Here is a 21,210-nt window from a genome sequence, read left to right on the forward strand (position 1 = left end):
GCCTAACCCTTCCGGCCCAGCTCATCACGGTGCGTCGCGACGAATTCGGCCATGGAATGCACCATCATATCGTAGCTGGGCATATCCGACGGCTCCATCGTGGCGCCGAACCCGTCCTTGTCGTGGCGCCGGTAGATCCAGCAATTATCCAGCCCCTGCTGCGTGGCCGGGGCGTGATCGTGAAACATGCTTTCGGCGACATGCAGAATATCGCCGGGCGCCAGCCCCAGCCGCGCGGCCTGCACCAGCAGATAGTCGAAATTGCGCGATGCAGGTTTGTAGCTGCCGATATCCTCGGCCAGATACGTCGCATCAAACGGCGATCCAAGCCGCGCATCGCTATAGGCAAAGCTGGCATTGTCGACATTGGACAACACGATCAGCTTGTAGTGATCCTTCAGGTAGGCCAGCGCCTCGGCACTGTCGGGGAAGGCCGGCCAATGCTCGACCGAGCGGCCATAGGTCTGCGCCTCGGCCCATGTGGCGCGCAGGCCCCATTCCTCGGCCAGCCGTTTATAGACGGTGGCCAGAACATCGCGGTAATTCTTGGTCGGGCTCAGGCGCTGACATGTGCTCTCGTGATAGGCATGCGCCTCCAGAATGGCATCGCGGGGCAAATCCAACTGATCGGTCAGCGGCGCCAGCCCGGCGATCATGCCGCTTTCCCAGTCGATCAGCGTGCCATAGACATCAAAGCTCAGGGCCTTGTAATTGCTCAGCTTCATATCGAAAAATACCTATCGAATTGCATCGCTGCCATAACGATTGCCAAGGCACAACGCGATGCGCCTTGGCAGAATTGGCTTGCTGATAGCGGCCCTATAGCGGCTGCTGGGTATAGTCCACCTTGTCGGGGTACAGCGATTCGTCGATGGTCGTGGTATGAACTCGGACCAGCCGCCCGTCCTCGACCCGGCTGATATATTGCTGCCCGAACACCTGATGCGTGCGTCCGTTGAACCGCATCGGCCCCTGCGGATAGGCCCGGCTGTGCGGCATGTCGCCCAGCGCCTCCACCGCCTCGATCAGGGCGGCGCGGTCCTGCGGCCCGCGATAGCCCGCCGCCTCCATCCCGGCCTTGATCGCGAACATGGTGATCCAGCAGCCGAACATATGCCCGTAGGTCGATACATCGTTCGGATCCTCCACCGCGGCGCCATGCGCATCCACCCCAACGGCGGCGCGATAAAACGCCTCGTCCTCGGTTTCATCCGGCTGCGCGTCGCGGCACATCCCTTCCCAGAAATAGGTGCCTTCCAGAAATTCCAGACCGGGGCTGGCGATATCGACCGCCTCCAGACTGTCGATAAACCCGAACAGCGCAGGTGCAGAGGGGCCGAAAAACTCGCCCAGTTCCTTGACGAATGTCAGAACCGACGGCCCGACCATGACGTGATACAAAACCTCCGTCTCGCGCGGGATCTTGGGGAAGTAGCGGGTAAATGACGTCTCGTTCGGCGGGATCGCGATATGCGCCAGCACCTCGCCACCCTGCGCCTCGATCGCTTCGGTGAAAAAATCGCGGTGGTTATGCCCAAAGGCGAAATCGGCAAAGATCATGGTGACCTTCTTGCCGAGGTTTTCCGCAACAAACGGTGCCATCGCCAGAACCTGGCTTTTGACATCGGTGATACCGGGCTGAAGCGTGTAACGGTTCAGCATCCCGCTGGCCACGTGATGCCCCTCGGATACCACGAAATACGGCAGCTTCAACTCGCCCGCGCGCGGCGCCGATCCGATGACGACATGCGAAAACAGGGTGCCATAGGCCACGTCGCAGCCATGCTGATTGGCAAATTTCTCGACCACTTCGGCGCCGCGCTTGGGGTTGGTGCCATCATCCTCGGCGACCATTTCCACCATCCGGCCATTGATCCCGCCGCCCTCGTTGATCAGCTTGACCGCCGCATTCGTCGTGCGATCATACCAGCGGCCATAGGCGGCGCCAATCCCGGTGCGATGCACTTGAAACCCGATCTTGATCGGCTCCGCCGTCTGAGCATGAGTGTAGCGCGCCCATAGCGGCAGCGCCGCCGCACCGCCCGCCAACGTGCCCAGCGCCCCGCGCCGTGTGATATCCTTGGTCATTGCAACACCTCCCCATCGGTCCGCCGCGATCCTGCAAAGCGGCGTGGGGCTTGTCCAGCAAATTGCGGCACCCGCGACGCTTTGCGCGCCGCATGGCCCGGACGCCTCCAGTGGCTTTTCTTGGTAAAAATACCCAAATTCCGGCGCCATCCACAGGCGCAGGCGGCTGATTATCTGGCAAACACGCGGTTATACAGCCAATCCGGCCAGATCCGGCTGAACCGGAACAGATAGCTGAACAGGCGCGGAAAATGCTTAACAGTCGCGCCCTCGTCGCACATCATTTCGAACATCTCCTGCGCGGCCTCGTCGGGGGTCATCAGGAACGGCATGTTGAAATCGTTCTTGTCGGTCAGGCGCGTTTTGATGAATCCGGGGTTGGCAATCTGCACGCGCACATCGGTGCCAAAGAAATCGGCTTGCAGGCTTTCGCCCAGCGCCATGACGCCCGCCTTGCTCGCCGCATAGCCGATGGCGCCCGGCAATCCGCGAAAGCCCGACAGCGACCCGGTCAGCACGATATGGCCGGTGCCGCGTTCGGCCATCTGCGGCACCACGGCGCCGACCGCACGCATGGCGCCGACGAAATTGACGTCGCCCATCGCCTCGGCCTGTTCGGCGTCCCACTCCTGCGCCTTCATCGGCCAATAGACGCCGGCAGTGTATACCATGCCGTCGATCTGGCCCACCTGTTCGGCCGCGCGGCGCACGCTGTCCAGGTCCGACACATCCACTGTCACGACATGGGCGCGGCCCGGCAGACTGTCGGCCACCTTCTTCAGCTTGTCCTCACTGCGCGACGACAGGATCACCTCGGCGCCTGCCGCGCTCAGCTTGCGGGCCAGCGCCTCGCCCAGACCGTCGCTGGCCCCGATCATCCAATAGCGTTTGTGGGTCCAGTCGACCATGCAGCGTCCCTTCTTTAAGTCTTAATCCCTTGATGCCAAAACCGGCGCCGCTTGCAAAGGTTCCGTATCGGGTATGCGGGTGACGGCCAGCAACGCAATCGCCACCAGTTTCAGCACACAAGGCAGCGCACAGTAAAGCAGCGTAAGCAGTGCCAGCGCGGACGCGTCATTATCACCGCCTGCAACAAATCCGCCAGCCTCCAGCGCCGGAAGCAATGCAACCGCCGCAATCGCCAGCGTCAGCTTGGACACGAAGGACCACAGGCCGAACCCTTCGGACGCGCCCGGCGCGATCTGCGCCATGCGCCGCGCGAATATGGCTGGCAGCAGCGTCATATCCGCGCCCACCGCCGCCCCCGACAGCGCGCAGACAGCGGCAAAGGCCGCAACATCCCCCGTCCCCAGCAGCGCCGCCCAGCCAAACGCGGCAATCGCCAGAACCATGGCCGCCAATAGGACGGCACGCGCCCCCCACCGTTCGGCGGCGCGCGACCACAGCGGCGCGGCCAGCGCCGCCGACAGGAAAAACAGCAGCAGCAGCGGCCCCTGCCACTCTGCCGCGCCAAGGCGGCTTTCGACGAAAAACAAAAACAAGGTCGAGCTGACCGCGACCGGCGCCGCATTGACCAGCGCGATCAGCAACAGCCGCCGTGACAGCGCATCACGCAGCACCGGGCCGAACCCGTCCGAGGGGATGACAGCCGCGCGCCATTGATCGCGCATCAGCCATAATGCGACCACGCCCAGCGCCGCAAATGCCACCGCAAACGGGGTAAACCCGCCCAGGACCAGCGGCGCGACCGATGCGGCACAAATGCCCAGCAGCGCGCCCGTCTCGCGCCAGCGCGCCAGCCGCAGATGCCCCGCGCCGCCCATCGCTCCGGCGGCGCCAACTCCTTGAGAATAAAAGCAGATGGTCAGGTAGCTGAAGCCGGAAAACACCACCGTCAACATCAGCGCAAACCACCAGACCGGCGCAATCGGCGGCGCCACCCCAAACAGCCCCAGCATTGCCGCCGCCATGCCGGCGCCCGCGATCAGCACCGTCAGACCGCGACGGCCGCGTGTCCGCGCGGCCAGACGGCCCAGCAGCGGATCCTGCACCACGTCGATCAGCCGCAGGCCAAACAGCACGGCGCCCAGCAGCGCCAGCGAAACGCCGTATTCATCGACATAGAATTTCGGTGCATGAATGTAGATCGGCAGACCGGCCGCCGCCAGAAACGCCGCGAAAACCGAATAGGCAGGCAGACGCGGCGCAGCGGTCAACGCGACACCTCTTGCTCCGGCGGCTCGGGGCGGGGGCGGTATTTTGCGCCCTTCCACCACAGTTTCAGCGCCTGCCAGTGAATCAGCGCCAGCACCCGGCGCGACCCGAAGGGCCTGCGCAGCATGGCGCGCAACAGGCCCCGATTGCTCAGCGCGCGGCGCGGGCCGACCAGCGTGGCGGTCAGCCCGCCATCGCCGCCGGTCATGTCGATCCAGATACCGATCCGGTCATCGCGGATGTCAAAGCGGAACGCGTACCCGCCATCCAGCTGCTGAAACGGCGAGACGTGAAAGATCTTGGCAGCGGTCAGCCGGTCGCTGGCGGCAATAACCGAACCGTCCGGCTTGTGGCACAGATAGCTGTGCCGGTCGCCAAAGGTGTTGCTGACCTCGCAGATCACCTGCCGCAACCCGCCCGCCTCATCCCGGCACAGCCAGAACGATACCGGGTTGAACACATGGCCCAGAACGCGCGGCTGCGCCAGCAGCTCGATCCGGTGCGGTTGCGGCAGCTGGTACTCCTTCAACACCTGCCGCACCCACGGCGCTCCGATCCCCTGCTTGGGCGGGCCGCCGTGATCGCTGTCATGCAGGCTGGCCAGCCCGGTGCGGTTGCGCGCAAACAGGCGCGGCGCGGCGGGCGCCGCATCCTCGGCATCCAGCAGCACATAGTCGATGGAATAGCGGAACGCGTTGCGCACCGCCCCCTTGCGCCCGTGCCATGTGTGGCCTGCGATATGATCGACGCGGCTCATGCGGCGGCAAGCGCGCCGCGCGCGGTTAGCGCGTCGGCCACATCCACGGCGCTGCCCAGCCCATCCTCGTGAAAACCGTTCTTCATCCAAGCCCCGCAAAACCATGTCGACCGTGCGCCATTCATCGCGGCAATCTGCCCCTGCGCCGCCAGCGCCGCGCGATCATACACCGGATGGCGCAAGGTGACACGGTCATGGATCAGATCCTCGCGAATGGTGCGCAGGCTGTTCAGCGTGACAAAATGCGGATCGTCCATCGGGATCGGTTGCAGTTTGTTCATCCAGTAGGTCAGATCAATGCGGCCATCGGATTTACCCTTTTCCTCGGTATAGTTCCACGACGACCAGACAGCGCGGCGGCGCGGCATCACAGACGCATCGGAATGCAGCACGACATCGTTGGGCTGGTACGCGATGGCGCCCAGCAGGCGCGCCTCCTCCGGGCTGGGATCGGCCAGCAGGCGCAGCGAATCGTCCGAATGGGTGGCCATAATGACATCGTCAAACCGCTCCCAATCGCCTTGCGCCCTTACTTCGACACCGCCGGGGAACCGGCGCACCGCCTGCACGGGGCATCCGGGGCGCAGTCGCGCGCCAAGACGGCGCAGATGCGCCTCAAGCCGCTGCACATACTGCACCGATCCACCCTGAACCGTGTACCACTGGTGCTGCCCGGCATAGCCCAGCAGCGCGTGGTTCTCGAAAAACCGGGTCATGGTTTCCGCCGGGAAATCCATGATCTTCTCGGTCGGGGTGGACCAGATCGCGCCGGACAGCGGCAAAAGGTAATAGTCGCGAAACCACGGCCCCAGCCGCAGATGCACCAACAGATCGCCGATGGTCATGTCGCGCCCCTTGGCGGCATCCACCGCCCCGGCGTTGAAGCGGAAAATATCGCGCAGCATCCGCAAATAGGACGGCCGCGCCACATTGCGCCACTGCGCAAAGGCCGCGCCCGCCCCAGCCAGCCCATATTCCAGCCGCCCCCCGTCGATGGAGGCGGCAAAGCTCATGTTGCTGGGCACCACCGGCACATCAAGCTGCGCGAACAGATCGGCCAGATGCGGATAATTGGCATAGTTGAACACGATGAACCCGGTATCGACCGGCTGATCGCCGTTTTTGCCCGCCATGATGGTGCGGGCATGTCCGCCGAGGCGCGGCTCGGCCTCGTAAAGGGTGACGTCATGGGTTTCGGACAGCCTGTGCGCCGCACCCATCCCGGAAATGCCCGCGCCGATGATGGCAATTTTGCGCCGCGCGGCGGGCTGTAGCTCGAATGGCATAAGGTGATGTTTCCGTTTCTTATATGTGTTCAGGGATCTACGCGGGACCAGACGTTTCGGATGCATATTATATTCTGCCCCGGTGATGTGATCCAATCGCACCAGACCTGCGTAAGGCTTGCATGACTTGCACAATTGACACTGGCCGCCATGACTTGGCATCTTTCGCTGGCACGTTTAGAAACGTGGTTGCAGCCGGATGCCGGATGCCCGGCGGCACGTCCATTGAAAAGTCAGGAATTGTTCAAGTGTCCGCAGACAGGCAAAGCGAAAACAGCCGCTGGACCGCCTGCATCGCGCGCATACGCGACGATGCGGACGAGGCCGCCTTTGCCGATCTGTTCGAACATTTCGCGCCACGCATCAAAGGGTATCTGATAAAATCAGGCGCCAGCACCACCTTGGCCGAGGAATGCGCGCAGGATGTGATGGCCACCCTTTGGCAAAAGGCGCATCAGTTCGATCCGTCGCGCGCCAGCGCTGCAACCTGGATTTTCACCATCGCGCGAAACCGGCGGATAGATGCGCTGCGCAAATCGCGCAGGCCTGAACCCGAAGAGGTGGACTGGGGCCCCGAGGCGCCGCCGGATCAGGCCGATGTTCTTGCCATGGAAGAGGCCAGCGAGGAATTGGTCCGCGCCATAGACGCCCTGCCGGAGAAACAGAAAAGCCTGATACAGGCGGCCTATTTTCACGATCTCAGCCATTCCGAAATCGCCGATCAGACGGGCCTGCCGCTCGGAACGATCAAATCCCGTATCAGACTGGCGCTGGATCGATTGCGCCACGCGATGAATTGAAGACAACTATGACAAAGACCATTCAACACCACCTGACCGATGGCCTGCTGATGGCGTATTCTGCCGGCACATTGCCGGAGGCGTTCAACCTGACCGTCGCGGCCCATGTCAGCATGTGCGACACCTGCCGCGCCCGCCTGGGCGCGTTTGACAGCGTCGGCGGCGCACTGATGTCCGCGCAAGACAGCGCGCCAATGGCGGCGGGCAGCCTTCGGGCGTGCCTTGCGGCGGCCAAGGCGGGCGGCCGCGCAGAAGCGGCGCCCCGCAAACGTGGCGTTCTGCCCGCACCGTTGATCAGCTACATCGGCGGCGATCTGGACGATGTGAAATGGCGGCCCGTTGGCATGGGCGTGCGTCAGGCGATCCTGCCAACGGACAAACGCGCGACGGCAAGGTTGCTCTACATACCTGCCGGGGCTGCCGTGCCGGATCACGGCCATCGCGGGACAGAACTGACACTGGTCCTTCAGGGCTCCTTTGCCGATGAAACCGCGCGCTTTGCCAAAGGCGACATCGAGGTTGCGGACGAGGATATGCACCACACGCCGATCGCCGATATTGGCGACGATTGCATCTGTCTGGCTGCAACCGACGCGCCGCTCAGGTTTCGCGGCCTGATCCCGCGCATTGCGCAGCCCTTCCTGCGGATCTGAACGTTCTCAGGGCGTTTTGCGCTGGCGGCTTTTATCCAATGAACAGCGGTGCGGATGGCAGCGCCGCGTCAGACCCCCACATCAGGGCCGGGGCAGGACAGGGGCTGCGTGCTGCGCTCGACCTCGTATAATTCCTCAAGCTCGGGCGCATTGGCAAACCGCGCAATCAGGCCGCTGCCGCCCCGGCGGAACGTCCAGCATTGCGGTGACGGCTCTTCGTCATAGACAAAGCAGATCAGCTCGCCCTCGGCATACCATGTGCCTTCCAGACAGCGCCCGTCCAGAAATGACCAGCGCACACGGCGGCCTTCCCCGTACTCTTCTGCGCCATAAGGCGCGCCGGCGCTGCCGTAGGTGAAGGTGTGGCCGCGCGTGTACGCGTCGAACTGCTCCGGCGTCATGTTCCCCTCGGCCATGGCCGGGGCGGCAAACAGGCAAAAGGCATAGACCAGGTAGCGCATAACGCGATCCTGGCACAGGTGCCGTATATCTGGCCAGCGGTGTTTCATGGTGCGTCCGGCTGCGGCGCCCATTTGCGCACCCGGCGATCCATCACCCGGCGCCACAGCGGCGGCGCCAGTGACAGCGCCGCCATCGCGGGCAGCGGATAGGGCAAACACGGCATCGCGTCCGGGTGCAGGCGCAGCGCGGGATAAATGCGCCCCGGATTGACGTGATGATCGGAATGGCGCGGCGCATTCAGCGTCAGCGCGGATGAAAACCAATGCGGCGTATTCCACGAATGCTGCGGGCCGACAGGCTCCAGCCTGCCGTCTGGCAAGGCGCGGCGGCGCAGGCCGTAATGCTGCACGTAATCCGACATCAGGATCTGCACCTGCGCGTAAAGGCATATCGCAACATACCGCGCGACACCGACCACTCCGCCCAAGATAAATGCGGCTGCAAGGAATGCAGCGCCGCCTGCGATGTACAAAACATACGGATGCCGCCACATAGACCGCCCCGCGCGGCGCAGCATTGCCGTTTCCGCCCGCAATCCGGCGACAAAACTGCCCGCCCCGGCGCGCAGTGCGAAATGATAAAACCCCTCGCCCACGGGCGCAGAGTTTGGATCGCCGTCGCTGGCGACATATACGTGATGAACGCGCAAATGCGCGCTGGCATGATGGCCCACCAGAAGGCTGGTATAAACAAGGCGGCCCAGCAGACGTGCGGCGCGGGCGGGTTTGTGAATCAGCTCATGCGCCACAGGATGCGCGATCTGGCCAAAAACCAGCGCCGCAGCGATGGCCAGCAGAAGGCGCTGCACCGCGCCCTGCCCGCCACCCGCACCGATAGCCTGCACTGTCAGCGCCAACAGCGCGAAATGCAAAAGGCCGAGAAGCACCAGCAATGGCATGGCGGCGGGAAACGCGTCCTGTGCTTGCGTTTTCATGCGGGCAGGCACCAGCCGGTCCATCGCAAACGCGAAAACCGTCATATAGCCAAGCGCAAGCGCTGGCCAAGGCGCGCCGACAGTAGCGCCCAGCGCAATCAGCGCCGCCGGCGCGAGCGTCGCGCAGTAGAAAAGTAGCATATTCGCGCCCTTGCTTGCCTTTGCCCCGATCAGGATACGCCCGATATGTTAACAGATCACGCATATTTCCAGAAAAAACGCGGCTGGCGCATCCGTCCCGCTGGCGCCCATCGCGCATCCGGTCCCTTCCATATCGGCGCCAAGGCGATTAGGTCATAGAGAGTCTGCAATTTCGGGGGCGTCATGGCGTTTTTCAAAAAGCTCAAGGACCGTCTGTTCAACTCCTCGTCCAAGCTGGACGAAGGGCTGGACGCCATCATGCAGGATGCCGAGCCGGATCCGGCGCCCGCCACACCGCAAACCGCACCCGAGCCTGCCAAGGCACCTCGGGAAATTCCTGCGCCACCGTCTGAAGTACCGCCCCCCGCCCCGACCGAAATCCCGACCGCACCCACAGAACAGCTGCGCGCACCCACCCCGCTGGAAATACCGATCGAAACCCCGCCCAGCGCGGAGGCAGCGCCGCGTGCCGGGTTACTGGGCCGTCTTCTGGGGCGCGAGGCCGCCAAGGCGCCGCGCCGCGTGCTGGACGATGACATGCTGGAGCAGCTCGAAGAGCTGCTCATCACTGCCGATATGGGGGTCGATACCGCGCTGCGCGTGACCGCCAACATGGCCGAGGGGCGCATGGGAAAACGCCTGTCTGCACAGGAAATCAAAGAGCTGCTGGCGCGCGAGATTGCCCGCATCATGGACCCGGTCGCAACGCCCATGCCGCTCTACGCCAAAAAGCCGCAGGTGGTTCTGGTCGTCGGCGTCAACGGCTCTGGCAAGACGACGACAATCGGCAAGCTGGCGAGCCAGTTCAAGGCGGCCGGCAAATCCGTGGTCATCGCCGCCGGCGACACGTTCCGCGCCGCCGCCGTGGAGCAGTTGCAGATATGGGGCGACCGCGCCGGCGTGCCGGTTCTGACCGCACCGGAGGGCAGCGACCCGGCCAGCCTTGCATGGGACGCGATGGCGCAGGCCGAACGCGACGGCGTGGATTTGTTGATGATCGACACTGCCGGGCGCCTGCAAAACCGCGCCGACCTGATGGAGGAATTGGCCAAGATCGTCCGCGTCATCCGCAAGAAAGACCCGACCGCACCGCACAACACCCTGCTGGTGCTGGACGCGACCACCGGCCAGAATGCGCTGAGCCAGGTCGAGACATTCCAGAAGCTGGCCGATGTGTCCGGCCTGATCATGACCAAGCTGGACGGCACGGCGCGCGGCGGCGTTCTGGTTGCGCTGGCGGATAAATTCGGCCTGCCCATCCACGCAATCGGAGTGGGCGAGCAGATTGACGATCTGTCACCCTTCGATCCCGAGGAGTTTGCAGCGGCCTTGACCGGCCTTGGCGTGGAGTGAAGGCTATTCAGACCCGATTTGGCGGCCGGCAAGGCCAACCAGCGTCAGAACCGTGACCACGATCACCGTTGCCATGGCGGCAAGCGGCATCTGCCCCGATCCGCAGGCCAGCCCGATACCCCCTGCCAGCCACATTGACGCGCCGGTCGTGGTGTTGCGCACCTTATCCCCCGAGGTGAAAATGATACCAGCGGCCAGAAAGGCAACGCCGGCGGTCACAGCCTCGATCAGGCGCAGCGGATCGACCTGTAGCTCGGCATCGGCGCCGAATGACATCGCAGACAGTTGCTGGCTGACGATGATGAAAAGGCAGGCGGCAATCGACACCAGCATGTGCGTGCGCAGGCCCGCAGGCTTCTGCCGCCACTCACGCTCGAACCCGATCACGCCGCCCAGCACCAGCGCGGCCATCAGGCGGATCCCCGCGATCAGTGGCGGGACCGAAGTGAACGTGCCATCCAGCTCATCGGCAATAATGTCCAGCATATGCCCTCCTGTCGCAGATGTTGCCCAACGTGATGCGACAAGCCTTGGTTCCCGGCGGGCAGGATCGTGAGCGACTGGCTGATATCGCTGGAGGGCACGCCGGCCGGGCATCACATGGCGCTGGCGCTGGCGCTGCTGGCGGCGGTCCTGCATGCGGCGTTTGGCGCGCTGCAAAAGGGGCGGCATGATCCGTGGCTGACACGCGGCGCGATTGATGCAAGCTATGCGGTGATGGCGGCGCCCTTTGCGTTGTTCGTGGTGCCGTGGCCGGAGCCGCATATGTGGCCGATCTTTGCCGGGGCGTGGGTTATCCACATCGTCTACAAGCTGCTACAGGCCATGGCCTATACACGCGGCGCCTATACGGTGGTTTATCCCGTGGTGCGCGGCACCGGGCCGCTGTTTGCGGTGATCGGCGCCTACTTCATCTTTGGCGAGCAGTTCAATCTGGTGCAATGGGGCGGCGTGGCGGTGCTGCTATCGGGCATTTTCGGGCTGGCGGCCTATAATCTGGTATTCCTGACAGCCGCGCGCGAGACGCTGAACGCGGCGCTGGCGCTGGCATTCCTGACCGGTCTGATGGTCGCCGCCTACACGACATATGACGCCTACGGCATCCGCGCGACGGCAAACCCGTTTACCTTTCTTGCGTGGTTTTTCCTGATCGACGGGCTGACAATGCCGGTGATCGCCCTGCGCCGCTGGCGCAAGATGGCGGCGCCGCCTGCCCCCGGCCCGCTGATGCTGCGCGGGGTGATCGGGGGCATCGTCGCGTTCTTTTCCTTCGGGTCGGTGATGATGGCCACCCGTCTGGACAATGTCGGCGAGGCGGCGGTCCTGCGCGAAACATCGACCGTTTTTGCCGCGCTGATCGGCTGGCTGATCCTGGGCGAAACTGTAGGGCCGCGCCGCGCCGTCTTGATGTCCTTGATTGCCATTGGCGCCGTGATAGTTGAAATGGGCGGATAAAGGAGACGCGCATGACCGAACGCACAATCAACGGTGGCCTGAAAACGGCCCTCGAACTTGGCCCGATTCTGGCGTTTTTCGTCGCCTATATCTGGCTCAAGGACCGGGTGTTTGCCATCGGCGGGACGGAGTATGACGGCTTTATCGTCGTGACGGCGGGGTTCATTCCGGTCTTTCTGCTTTCCATCGGCATCCTGTGGGCGCTGACCGGGCATCTGTCAAAGATGCAGGCGATGACGGCGGTTCTGATCACCGTTTTCGGCGGGCTCAGCATCTGGTTCAACGACCCGAAATTTTTCAAGATGAAGCCGACGATCATCTATCTGCTGTTCGGCGGCATCCTCGGCATTGGCCTGCTGCGGGGGCGATCCTATCTGCAAACGGTCATGGACACGGTGATGCCCCTCACCCATACCGGCTGGATGATCCTGACACGCCGCCTGATGCTGTTCTTTTTCAGCCTTGCCGCCTTGAACGAGATCATCTGGCGCACCCAGTCCGAAGAAACCTGGGTCTATTTCAAGACCTTCGGCCTGACAGCGGCGATTTTCGTCTTTTTCATAACGCAATCAAAGCTTTTCAACGAACACAGCTCAGCGCCGAAGGACTGATCTGGCGCGATGCCTTGAGGCAAGCGGTTGCAACCCGGCGCCGCTGATAAAGCTGCACAAGCTGGCTGACAGCACACAGTGCGTTTGGATGCGAACCAAACACATTCGAGGCCATTAAAACGGCGCTTTGGCGCGTCAAACGCTTATCCTTTAATGAAAAATTTACGAACCCCGCCTTACAAGAAACATCAGGCAAATGCGTTCTGGCGACAGAATTCATAAAAATCCAAGCCAGGTTTCACGTATTGGATCGCAGGGGTGCAGGTAAATTGATATCAATCCGTGAGATATTTCAGCCGACTGTCATACTGGCCCTCGCGTTGATGGCGATCATCGTGATGATGATCCTTCCGGTCCCGTCATGGATGCTGGATATCGGGCTTTCGGCGTCCTTTGCGTTGGCAATTCTCATCTTCACGATCACGCTTTTCGTTGCCAGACCGCTGGATTTTTCTGCCTTCCCGACCATCCTGCTGGCCTCCCTGATGCTGCGCCTATCCTTGAATGTCTCCTCGACCAAGCTGATTATCGGTCAGGGGCATACCGGCACGGACGCGGCTGGCGGCGTGATCGAGGGGTTCGCCAGTTTCGTCATGGGCGGAAGCATATTTCTGGGCCTCGTGGTGTTCGGCGTGCTGCTGATCGTCAACTTCATGGTGATCACAAAGGGCGCCACCCGCATGGCCGAGGTTGGCGCGCGCTTTGCCTTGGACGGCATGCCCGGCAAACAAATGGCCATCGACGCCGATGTTTCCGCCGGCGCGATCACGCACGAAGAAGCGCGCGAGCGGCGGGAGCGCGAGCAGCAGGAGACAACGTTTTTCGGCTCCTTGGACGGCGCATCGAAATTCGTCAAAGGAGACGCCGTTGCCGGGCTTCTGATTACATTGCTCAACCTTGTGATGGGCCTGATCATGGGCATCGTGGTCCACGACATGCCCCTTGCCATGGCGTTTGAAACATACACAATTCTGACTGTCGGCGATGGCCTGGTCACGCAGATCCCCGCAGTCATCATTTCGATTGCGTCAGCTTTGCTGTTGGCGCGCGGCGGCAGCACCGGCGCGACCGATCTTGCCCTCTCGGCGCAGCTGGGCAGGCATCCGGCGGCCATGGGGACGGTCGCGGTTCTGATGATCATTTTCGCTTTGGTTCCCGGCCTGCCGTTTGTTCCGTTCATGATTGGTGGCCTTGGCCTTGGCGCCACAGCCGTCCTCCTGCACAAACGGGCCAAGACGCGGTCCGACCTCGCTGGCGCCCCCGCCGCGCCGTCCGAGCGGGCGCCCGAGAAATCCTTGGGCGACATACTGGAGTTGGACGATATCCACGTCGAATTTGCGCCGGATCTGGTCAATCTGGTCCTGGATCCCGGCACCGGGCTGGACGCGCGCATTGCCAACATGCGCACGCATGTCGCGACGCAATATGGGCTTATCCTTCCGGAAATCCGGCTGACAGATGATCCGGGCCTGCCCAGCGGCAGCTACACGATCAGGGTGCAGGGGGTGGAGCAGGGGCAGGCGCGCCTGCGAACCGATCACGTGCTGCTGCTGGACCCGTCCAGCACGGCGGACCTGCCAATCGGTGAGGCGGTGCTGGAGCCTGTGTATGGCGCGCCGGCGCGCTGGATTTCGGTTCAGCATCAGGATGATGTCGCGCTGTCCGGTGCCACGATCATCGCCCCGACCGAGGTTCTGGCCACCCATCTGCTGGAGGTTATCCGGCGCAACCTCAGTCGGCTTTTGACGATGAAGGCGATGCGCAAGCTTCTGGATGAGATGGTCAATCTGAGCGACGCGGCCGGGTCAGAAGCAAACCGCAAACTGCTGGACGAAATGATCCCCGACAGGGTGCCTGCCGACCTGCTGCATGCGGTATTGCGCCTGCTTCTGGCCGAGCAGGTATCCATCAGAAACATGCCCCTGATCCTGGAGGCAACGGCAGAGGGGCGCAAGATTCACCAATCGCCGGATGCAATCTGCGAGCATGTCCGCCAGCGTCTGGGATTTCAGCTGGTTGCCAATCTGCAACGCGAGGAGGGCACATTGCCACTCATACAGCTGGCGCCGGAGGGGGAGGAAACCTTTCAGACATATCAGATGGATCATGATCGCGGCCGTCTGGATGTTGCACTGCCGCCCGATCTGTTCAATGCGCTGACCGCCGGCGTATCGGGCGAGGTGGCGCGCGCGGCTGACATGGGTATCTTTCCGGCGATCGTGACCTCCACCGCGCGTCGAAGGTTCCTCAGAACCGTCCTGTCCGCCAAAAGCATCGGCAATCCGGTTCTGTCGTTCGAGGAAATCGGCATCGACGCGCATCCGTCGCTTGTGGGGGTGGTAGCGGCATGAACGGCATCGCCGACCTGTTGCAGATCAGCCAGGACATGCTGTGGCTTCACGCCATCGTTTTCTTTCGGGTGGGTCCGATCATGGCACTCTTTCCCGGATTTGGCGAGCGGGTCGTGCCGGTTCGGGTGAAGCTTGCGCTGTCCTTGGCCTTCACCGCCATCGTCGCGCCGGCGGCCGCGCCCTATATCGACACGGCGCCGCTTAACAACCTCGAAATAGGCTGGACGATCCTCAGCGAAACAGCGGTGGGTTTGCTGATCGGCATCGGTCTCAGGATGTTCTTGCTGGCCTTGCAGACAGCTGGATCAATGGCCGCGCAAGCGACATCGCTTTCACAAATTCTGGGCTCGGCCGGGGTCACCCCGCTGCCTGCCATTGGCCATGTCCTGACCATGGGCGGGATCGCCCTGGCCATGATCCTAAAGCTGCACGTGCATGTGGCGGAAATGACGATAAGAACCTACGCAATTTTTCCGGTTGGCACCCTGCCGGACTCAGGCGCAACCTCTGAATGGGGGGTGGCGCAGGTTGCGGGGGCGTTCTCATTGGCATTCAGCCTGGCCGCCCCGTTCATTTTGATATCAGTGCTCTACAATCTGACATTGGGAATCATCAACAGAGCCATGCCCCAGATGATGGTCGTGTTTGTCGGCGCGCCCGTCATTACGGCGGGCGGGCTGATCCTGCTGTTTTTGCTTGCGCCGGTCATGCTGAATGTCTGGAGCGTCGCGTTGCAGGGCTATATCGCGAATCCGCTCGGGTCCCGCTGATGTCCGGGCAGTCCGATGATACTGAAAAAACCCTTGAACCCACCCAGCACAAATTGGACGAGGCACGAAAAAAGGGCGAGCTGGCGCGCTCTGCGGATCTGACGGCGGCGGCGGCGTATCTGGGGTTCCTGGTGACCGGGCTGGCGCTTGGCGCAGGGTCGATTACCTATGTCTCATCGCTGATGATGGTGCTGATCGATCAGTCGGACGGCTTGGCGGGCCTTGTGTTCGGGGGCCACGCCTCGGGGCCGATCGGCGGCATGATCGCGTCCCTCAGCATCGGAATGAGTGCGTGGTTCATCATACCGGCCGCATTGGCGCTGCTGTCCATTCTGGCCACACGAACGCTGGTATTTGCACCGTCCAAGCTGGCGATGAAGGGCTCGCGCATAAATCCGATATCAAACGCCAAGAACAAATTCGGGCCGAGCGGCCTGTTCGAGTTTGCCAAAAGTTTCGTCAAACTGGTGGTCTATTCCATAAGCCTGGGCCTGTTCCTAAGCTGGCGCCTGCCCGCGCTGGAAAGCGCGCTTTATGCCGAGCCCAGGGGAATCGGCAAATTACTGGCGCAAGTGCTGACCGAATTCATGCTGATCGTCTGCGTCATCGCGATCTGCATCGGGGCGATTGATTTTCTCTGGCAGCACTTTGATCACCACCGCAAAAATCGGATGTCCCATCAGGAGGTCCGCGATGAGAACAAGCAGCAGGAGGGCGATCCGCACATGAAAAGCGAGCGGCGCGCCCGCGGTATGCGCATCGCGCAGAATCAGATGATGGCCGATGTGCCAACCGCCGATGTGATCGTCGTCAATCCGACGCATTACGCCGTTGCCCTGAAATGGAGCCGCGCGCCCGGCGCCGCGCCGGAATGTGTGGCCAAGGGCGTGGATCATGTGGCCCTGGCAATCCGCGACCTTGGGATGGAGCACGGCGTTCCGGTGCGGCATGATCCACCGACCGCACGCGCCCTTTATGCAACAACCGAAATCGGGCAGCAAATCGATCCCGACCATTACCGCGCCGTTGCCGCAGCAATCAGATTTGCTGAAACAATGCGGCGCCGGGCAAGGGGAAGCAAATGAGCGATCTTCAAAAGCTGAAGCAGGTGACCGAGGCCGCCTATCAGGCAGAGCAGGCAAAACTTCAGGATATTCTCCAGCAGGAGGGAGACTTGCGACAGGCTTTGGCCGAATTGGATGACCGTCGGTCCTCGGCGCAAAGCCTGCCGCCGGACCAGCTTGCCGCGCCGCGCGCGATAGGCGCAGATTTGCTGTGGCAGGGCTGGGCGCAGCGCACGCGGCAGGATCTGAACATGCGACTCGCGCGCGTGTTGGTCAGCAAAGCTGACAGGATGGCCGCGATGACCCGCGCGTTTGGGCGCGCCGAGGTCGTCAAATCCTTGCAGACGGACCAAAAAACGGCCCGGCGCAAAGAAGCGCTGGACCGTGCTCAACGCGCGGATGAGGCGCTGGCGCTGCTTCGCGCCTACAACTCCTGACGGTTGATATCCGTAATGAGAACCCCGGTCACACCGGGCCCCAGGATTTGCTGCGCGACCTCAAACAGCGAACGGCGCAGCGGCGCCAGTTTATCGTCATCGGTAAACCGTCCGCGAAATCCGCCAATATTCGCATGGTTGAACAGCACCCGCAAAAACTCATCACGCAATTTTGGCTCGCGTGCATAAACCAGCTCGGACGCATCATTGGCGATTTCCAGGCTGAGCGACATGACGATGATGCCTTCGACCTCATCCTTTGTGACCAGCGGAACGATGAACTGGTTGTTCAGCTTGATGTATTCCAGACTATCGGCATCCACCGGTGCGCGGCCCGGTCCGGACTGTTCCGCGCCGGCCTTGGCTTGTGCCCCGTCTGGGTCGGCCACATCGCCAGCCACCGCGGCCACAGGTTCGGGCCGCAAGGCAAGCCCGGCGCCGACACCGCCGCCGATTCCGATCAGCAAGAGTATGACAGGTATGAGAAATTTCATTGTCGTCCTTTCAAAACGGAAGCACGGCATCCAGCACTTGCTGGCCGATACGCGGCTGTTGCATGTCTGTTATCTGGCCGCGTCCACCGTAGGAAATGCGGGCTGATGCGATCTTGTCATACGTGATCTCGTTCTGGCGCGAGATGTCTTCGGGGCGCACATATCCGGTGACCAAAAGCTCGCGCAGCTCATAATTCACGCGCACCTCCTGGCTGCCCTGGATCGACAGAACCCCGTTGGGCAGCACCTGCATGATGGTCGCCGCCACGCGCAGCGTCAGCTCCTCGCGGCGCTTGACGGACCCGTCCCCGCCCGATTTGCTGGCCGAATTGATGGCAACGGCATCCGCCATGGTCGCGCCCTCGGGCAGTTTTTCATCGGCCCGTTGTGGCAGGCCAAACAGCTGCGGAATGCCCAGACTTTCGGTCCCGGAACGCGATCTTGAGGTGGAATTGGATATCTCTGCCTGATCGTCGATCTCGATTACAACGGTCAGGATGTCGCCCCGCTTCATCGCGCGCCTGTCGCCCAGCAGGGACCGGCGGCCCGCGTTCCACAATGACGCCTGATCGGCAGGTCGTTCGTATATTGCGACTTCGGGCAGGCCGGGGCTGAACATCGCGGCCTGCTCCATCGATTCAGCCTGTGGGGTGAAATCAGGCTCCTTGCCGATATGTCCGGCACGGCCGCACGCGGCAAGGCCAAGGATCAGGCAAAACCCGGTAAGGTGGATACGCATAATGCGGGGCTCCTAATAAGATACGAAAACGCGGCCATCGGGCAGAACCTGCCCGGTGACGGTGATGCGGGAGGTCATGTTCATCACGCGCACCATCTCGCCCGGACCGGCGCGGGACAGCGAGCGGCCCTCTGTTGTGATACTGAGGCCGGATTTGTCGTAGATCAGCGCAATGATCTGATTGCGTTCGACCAAGGCAGGCGGGCCGACATCGCCGGGCCGGATGGGCCGCCCGGCATATAGCGCGACCCGCGCTTCCTGGCCGACGACCCGCGCGGGATCTGCGATGGCGCCGACCACGTCGACGGATTTCACCGCCAGATCCTGCGCTGTAATGAGCGTTTGCGCACGGATTGTGCGGGCAGCGACCACCGTATCGGCCAGCGATGGGCCTGCCATCAGGCAGCTGATAAGAGCCAGATACCGCATCACCGGACCTGCACCGTTGCCCCGAGCATCTGGTCGGCGGCCGAGATCACCTTGGAGTTCATTTCATAGCCGCGCTGCGCCTCGATCAGTTCGGTCACCTCGCGCACCGGATCGACAGAGCTGTCCTCCAAATAGCCCTGGCGCAGGGTGCCCAGCCCGTCCTGCCCCGGTGTGCTGCTCAGGGCGGGGCCAGATGCCTCGGTTTCGGTGAACAGATTGCTGCCGCGGGCCTCCAGCCCCTTGGCATTGGTGAAGTTGGACAAGGTGAACTGGCCCAGAAGCTGCGCTTCGACGGCATTCTGGAAATAGGCGTAAACCTCGCCCTCACCGTTGATCGAAATGCTGCGCGCATCATCAGGGATCACAATTTCGGGCGCCACGGGAAATCCGTCAGAGGTGACGATGACCCCTTCTGCGGACCGTTTCAGACCGCCATCGCGGGTATAGCCGGTCTCGCCCGAGGGCAGCTGCACCTCCAGATAGCCATTGCCGTCAATCGCCACGTCCAGATCGCCGTTTGTCGCAGACAGCGAGCCTTGGGCCAGATGCACCGACACGGCCGCCGGACGCACCCCCAGACCCAGCTGCACGCCAGTGGGCAGGATCGTACCATCGGCGGCATTGACGCTGCCGGGGCGGGACATTTGCTGATAATGCAGGTCGGAAAATTCGGCGCGGCGGGCGTTGTAGCCTGTGGTCGACATGTTCGCGAGGTTGTTCGAAATCGTCTCGACCCGCATCTGCTGGGCCGCCATGCCGGTGGCGGCGATTTTCAGGGCACGCATGTGGTGTCTCCTATCTGGATTGAATGAAGGTCTGCATCGCGGTGCGGATGCGTTTGTTTTCCGTCTCAAGGAAGCTTTGGCCCATCTCGTAGGCGCGCTGAATCTCGATCATCCGCGCCATCTGGCTGATGGGATCGACGTTGGCGCCCTCCAGAAACCCTTGCAGGATGCGCCCGCCCTCGGCCGGTTCAAACCCCGCCTCCGAGCGGAACATGACCCCGTCCTCGCGTATCAGGCCAACGCGGTCGACCGGCTGAACCAGCCCGATCTGCGCCAGCGGGCGACCATCGTCACTGACCGTACCATCGGGCGATACGGCCAGATTTGCCGCATCGGGGGGAACAAAAACCGGCGCGCCGCCGCTGTCGAGGACGCGAAAGCCATCGTTCGTCACCATGTCGCCTTCTGCCGACACCGAAAAACTGCCCGCACGGGTCAGCCTTTCGCCTGCCGGCGTTTCGATCAGGAAAAACCCGTCGCCCTCGATCGCAAAATCAAGCGTGCCATTGGTCTGTGTCAGCCCGCCCTGCACCATCGAGGTATTGCGCACATTTGCCGCCGCCATCGACAGGGACGGCCCGTCCGGCATGCGCGTCACATGCTCGGAGAAAATCAGCCCCTCCTGCCGGTAGCCGGTAGTGGCTGCATTGGCGATATTATTGGCCACGACCTGCATTTCGCGCATCAAACCGCTTTGCCGGGTCAGTGTGGTGTAGCCTGCATTTTCCATTGTCAGCCTCCTATGATGAGCGGAATCAGCCGGTCCTGAAAGAACGACACCAGCGTTGTGGTCATGAACCCCATCGACACCCAGAAAACGGCGACAATCGCCGCCAGTTTCGGCACAAATGTCAGGGTCATTTCCTGTATCGAGGTCAGCGCCTGAAACAGGCCCACAACCAGACCGGCCAGCAGCGCAACCGTCAGAATGGGCACCGATATCATCACCGCCACCCATAAGCCCTGACGCAGCGTGTCGTAGAAAATCACTTCGCTTTGCATGGGATCAGACCGGCATCCGAAGGATTTCCTGATACGCCTCAACCACCTTGTCGCGCACGCTGATGGCCGTCTCGACCGCCAGTTCGGTCTGCGCCAGCGCCTGCACCAGCGCATGAGGATCGGCATTGCCGGTCATCGCCGATTTGGCCAGTTCTTCGCTTTCCTGCAAGGTTGCCGCGAAATCGCGCGCGAGGTTGGCGGCCAGTTGGCCGGCGCTGCCCGCGCCGTCCTTGGGTTCGGTGGCGGGGCGGGCTGCGGTGTATTTTCCGGCGGCGCCAAGTGCACTGAGTTCCATTCGGTACTGTAACCTGACGTCTGGAAATTCGCTCGAGGTGGGGGTCATGAGCCCCTGCTGGGGCGCGCCCCAGCAGGGGCTGCCCATTCTGGTATTCCATGGAGTTGCAAACCAACCATGGAGAAGAGC

The 21,210-nt window shown here is 62.4% G+C and carries 25 protein-coding genes; 9 read left to right on the forward strand and 16 right to left on the reverse strand.

All coding sequences use genetic code 11. From position 1 onward, the window contains the following. Positions 1–2: 2 nt before the first annotated feature. The 6 genes from DQ230_RS08630 to DQ230_RS08655 form a co-directional block, all read right to left on the reverse strand. Positions 3–725: a haloacid dehalogenase type II gene (locus DQ230_RS08630; protein ID WP_113912182.1), complete on the reverse strand. Its 723-nt coding sequence runs from the start codon at positions 723–725 to the stop codon at positions 3–5. Positions 726–819: 94 nt separating this feature from the next. Next, positions 820–2,088: an ABC transporter substrate-binding protein gene (locus tag DQ230_RS08635; protein WP_113912183.1), complete on the reverse strand. Its 1,269-nt coding sequence runs from the start codon at positions 2,086–2,088 to the stop codon at positions 820–822. 170 nt (positions 2,089–2,258) lie between these two features. After that, on the reverse strand, positions 2,259–2,996 hold the full coding sequence (locus tag DQ230_RS08640) for an SDR family NAD(P)-dependent oxidoreductase (RefSeq protein ID WP_113912184.1): 738 nt from the start codon (positions 2,994–2,996) through the stop codon (positions 2,259–2,261). 21 nt (positions 2,997–3,017) lie between these two features. Continuing rightward, positions 3,018–4,265, reverse strand: coding sequence for an MFS transporter (locus DQ230_RS08645; protein ID WP_113912185.1), 1,248 nt, complete (start codon positions 4,263–4,265; stop codon positions 3,018–3,020). Continuing rightward, positions 4,262–5,020, reverse strand: a complete 759-nt coding sequence (locus DQ230_RS08650; RefSeq protein WP_113912186.1) for a DUF1365 domain-containing protein — start codon at positions 5,018–5,020, stop codon at positions 4,262–4,264. Before DQ230_RS08650 ends, DQ230_RS08645 begins: the two co-directional genes overlap by 4 nt. Continuing rightward, complete coding sequence (locus DQ230_RS08655) at positions 5,017–6,306, reverse strand: NAD(P)/FAD-dependent oxidoreductase (protein WP_113912187.1); 1,290 nt, start codon at positions 6,304–6,306, stop codon at positions 5,017–5,019. Before DQ230_RS08655 ends, DQ230_RS08650 begins: the two co-directional genes overlap by 4 nt. Before the next feature lie 206 nt (positions 6,307–6,512). Here DQ230_RS08655 and DQ230_RS08660 point away from each other — a divergent pair, with 206 nt between their 5' ends. Continuing rightward, positions 6,513–7,106: a sigma-70 family RNA polymerase sigma factor gene (locus DQ230_RS08660; protein WP_238987468.1), complete on the forward strand. Its 594-nt coding sequence runs from the start codon at positions 6,513–6,515 to the stop codon at positions 7,104–7,106. A gap of 8 nt (positions 7,107–7,114) precedes the next feature. Then, on the forward strand, positions 7,115–7,759 hold the full coding sequence (locus DQ230_RS08665) for a ChrR family anti-sigma-E factor (RefSeq protein WP_113912189.1): 645 nt from the start codon (positions 7,115–7,117) through the stop codon (positions 7,757–7,759). A gap of 68 nt (positions 7,760–7,827) precedes the next feature. On the opposite strand, the gene DQ230_RS08670 is transcribed toward DQ230_RS08665, so the two are convergent. Both DQ230_RS08670 and DQ230_RS08675 read right to left on the reverse strand, forming a co-directional pair. Next, positions 7,828–8,220 carry a hypothetical protein gene (locus DQ230_RS08670; RefSeq protein WP_113912190.1) on the reverse strand — a complete coding sequence of 131 codons (393 nt, stop codon included), beginning with the start codon at positions 8,218–8,220 and terminating at the stop codon, positions 7,828–7,830. 44 nt (positions 8,221–8,264) lie between these two features. Beyond that, positions 8,265–9,296 carry an alkane 1-monooxygenase gene (locus tag DQ230_RS08675; RefSeq protein ID WP_113912191.1) on the reverse strand — a complete coding sequence of 344 codons (1,032 nt, stop codon included), beginning with the start codon at positions 9,294–9,296 and terminating at the stop codon, positions 8,265–8,267. A gap of 183 nt (positions 9,297–9,479) precedes the next feature. On the opposite strand from DQ230_RS08675, the gene ftsY reads away from it, so the two are divergent. Continuing rightward, entirely contained in the window at positions 9,480–10,649 is a 1,170-nt protein-coding gene (gene ftsY, locus DQ230_RS08680; protein WP_113912192.1) for a signal recognition particle-docking protein FtsY, read from the forward strand. Between the two features lie 3 nt (positions 10,650–10,652). On the opposite strand, the gene DQ230_RS08685 is transcribed toward ftsY, so the two are convergent. Beyond that, positions 10,653–11,135: an MgtC/SapB family protein gene (locus DQ230_RS08685; RefSeq protein WP_113912193.1), complete on the reverse strand. Its 483-nt coding sequence runs from the start codon at positions 11,133–11,135 to the stop codon at positions 10,653–10,655. 66 nt (positions 11,136–11,201) lie between these two features. Between DQ230_RS08685 and DQ230_RS08690 the strand changes: the two genes are divergently transcribed. The 6 genes from DQ230_RS08690 to DQ230_RS08715 all read left to right on the forward strand — a co-directional run bounded on the left by DQ230_RS08690 (position 11,202) and on the right by DQ230_RS08715 (position 17,337). After that, positions 11,202–12,104, forward strand: a complete 903-nt coding sequence (locus tag DQ230_RS08690) for an EamA family transporter (RefSeq protein WP_113912194.1) — start codon at positions 11,202–11,204, stop codon at positions 12,102–12,104. Positions 12,105–12,115: 11 nt separating this feature from the next. Then, a complete protein-coding gene (locus DQ230_RS08695; protein WP_113912195.1) occupies positions 12,116–12,715 on the forward strand; it encodes an inner membrane-spanning protein YciB in 600 nt (199 codons plus the stop codon). A gap of 323 nt (positions 12,716–13,038) precedes the next feature. Beyond that, positions 13,039–15,066, forward strand: coding sequence for a flagellar biosynthesis protein FlhA (gene flhA, locus DQ230_RS08700; protein ID WP_113912196.1), 2,028 nt, complete (start codon positions 13,039–13,041; stop codon positions 15,064–15,066). Then, complete coding sequence (locus DQ230_RS08705; protein WP_113912197.1) at positions 15,063–15,836, forward strand: flagellar biosynthetic protein FliR; 774 nt, start codon at positions 15,063–15,065, stop codon at positions 15,834–15,836. The genes flhA and DQ230_RS08705 overlap by 4 nt, the downstream gene beginning before the upstream one ends. Further along, positions 15,836–16,921: an EscU/YscU/HrcU family type III secretion system export apparatus switch protein gene (locus tag DQ230_RS08710; RefSeq protein WP_113912198.1), complete on the forward strand. Its 1,086-nt coding sequence runs from the start codon at positions 15,836–15,838 to the stop codon at positions 16,919–16,921. Before DQ230_RS08705 ends, DQ230_RS08710 begins: the two co-directional genes overlap by 1 nt. After that, complete coding sequence (locus tag DQ230_RS08715; protein WP_113912199.1) at positions 16,918–17,337, forward strand: hypothetical protein; 420 nt, start codon at positions 16,918–16,920, stop codon at positions 17,335–17,337. Before DQ230_RS08710 ends, DQ230_RS08715 begins: the two co-directional genes overlap by 4 nt. Here DQ230_RS08715 and DQ230_RS08720 read toward each other — a convergent pair. From DQ230_RS08720 to fliE, 7 genes are read right to left on the reverse strand one after another with little or no spacing between them, the layout of a single operon-like run. Next, entirely contained in the window at positions 17,325–17,831 is a 507-nt protein-coding gene (locus DQ230_RS08720; RefSeq protein WP_113912200.1) for a flagellar basal body-associated FliL family protein, read from the reverse strand. The genes DQ230_RS08715 and DQ230_RS08720 overlap by 13 nt on opposite strands. Positions 17,832–17,841: 10 nt before the next feature. Then, on the reverse strand, positions 17,842–18,570 hold the full coding sequence (gene flgH / locus DQ230_RS08725) for a flagellar basal body L-ring protein FlgH (protein WP_113912201.1): 729 nt from the start codon (positions 18,568–18,570) through the stop codon (positions 17,842–17,844). A 12-nt stretch (positions 18,571–18,582) separates the two neighbouring features. Continuing rightward, positions 18,583–18,969, reverse strand: a complete 387-nt coding sequence (gene flgA / locus DQ230_RS08730; protein ID WP_420820885.1) for a flagellar basal body P-ring formation chaperone FlgA — start codon at positions 18,967–18,969, stop codon at positions 18,583–18,585. Between the two features lie 29 nt (positions 18,970–18,998). After that, positions 18,999–19,784 (reverse strand): flagellar basal-body rod protein FlgG, encoded by a 786-nt coding sequence (gene flgG / locus DQ230_RS08735; protein ID WP_113912203.1) that lies wholly within the window; start codon positions 19,782–19,784, stop codon positions 18,999–19,001. A 10-nt stretch (positions 19,785–19,794) separates the two neighbouring features. Next, positions 19,795–20,514, reverse strand: a complete 720-nt coding sequence (locus tag DQ230_RS08740; RefSeq protein WP_113912204.1) for a flagellar hook-basal body complex protein — start codon at positions 20,512–20,514, stop codon at positions 19,795–19,797. A 2-nt stretch (positions 20,515–20,516) separates the two neighbouring features. Next, on the reverse strand, positions 20,517–20,786 hold the full coding sequence (locus tag DQ230_RS08745; RefSeq protein ID WP_113912205.1) for a flagellar biosynthetic protein FliQ: 270 nt from the start codon (positions 20,784–20,786) through the stop codon (positions 20,517–20,519). Between the two features lie 4 nt (positions 20,787–20,790). Next, a complete protein-coding gene (fliE, locus tag DQ230_RS08750) occupies positions 20,791–21,081 on the reverse strand; it encodes a flagellar hook-basal body complex protein FliE (protein WP_113912206.1) in 291 nt (96 codons plus the stop codon). Positions 21,082–21,210: the final 129 nt, after the last annotated feature.

The organism is Roseovarius dicentrarchi (genome assembly GCF_003316635.1).
In the GTDB taxonomy this organism is placed as follows: domain Bacteria; phylum Pseudomonadota; class Alphaproteobacteria; order Rhodobacterales; family Rhodobacteraceae; genus Roseovarius; species Roseovarius dicentrarchi.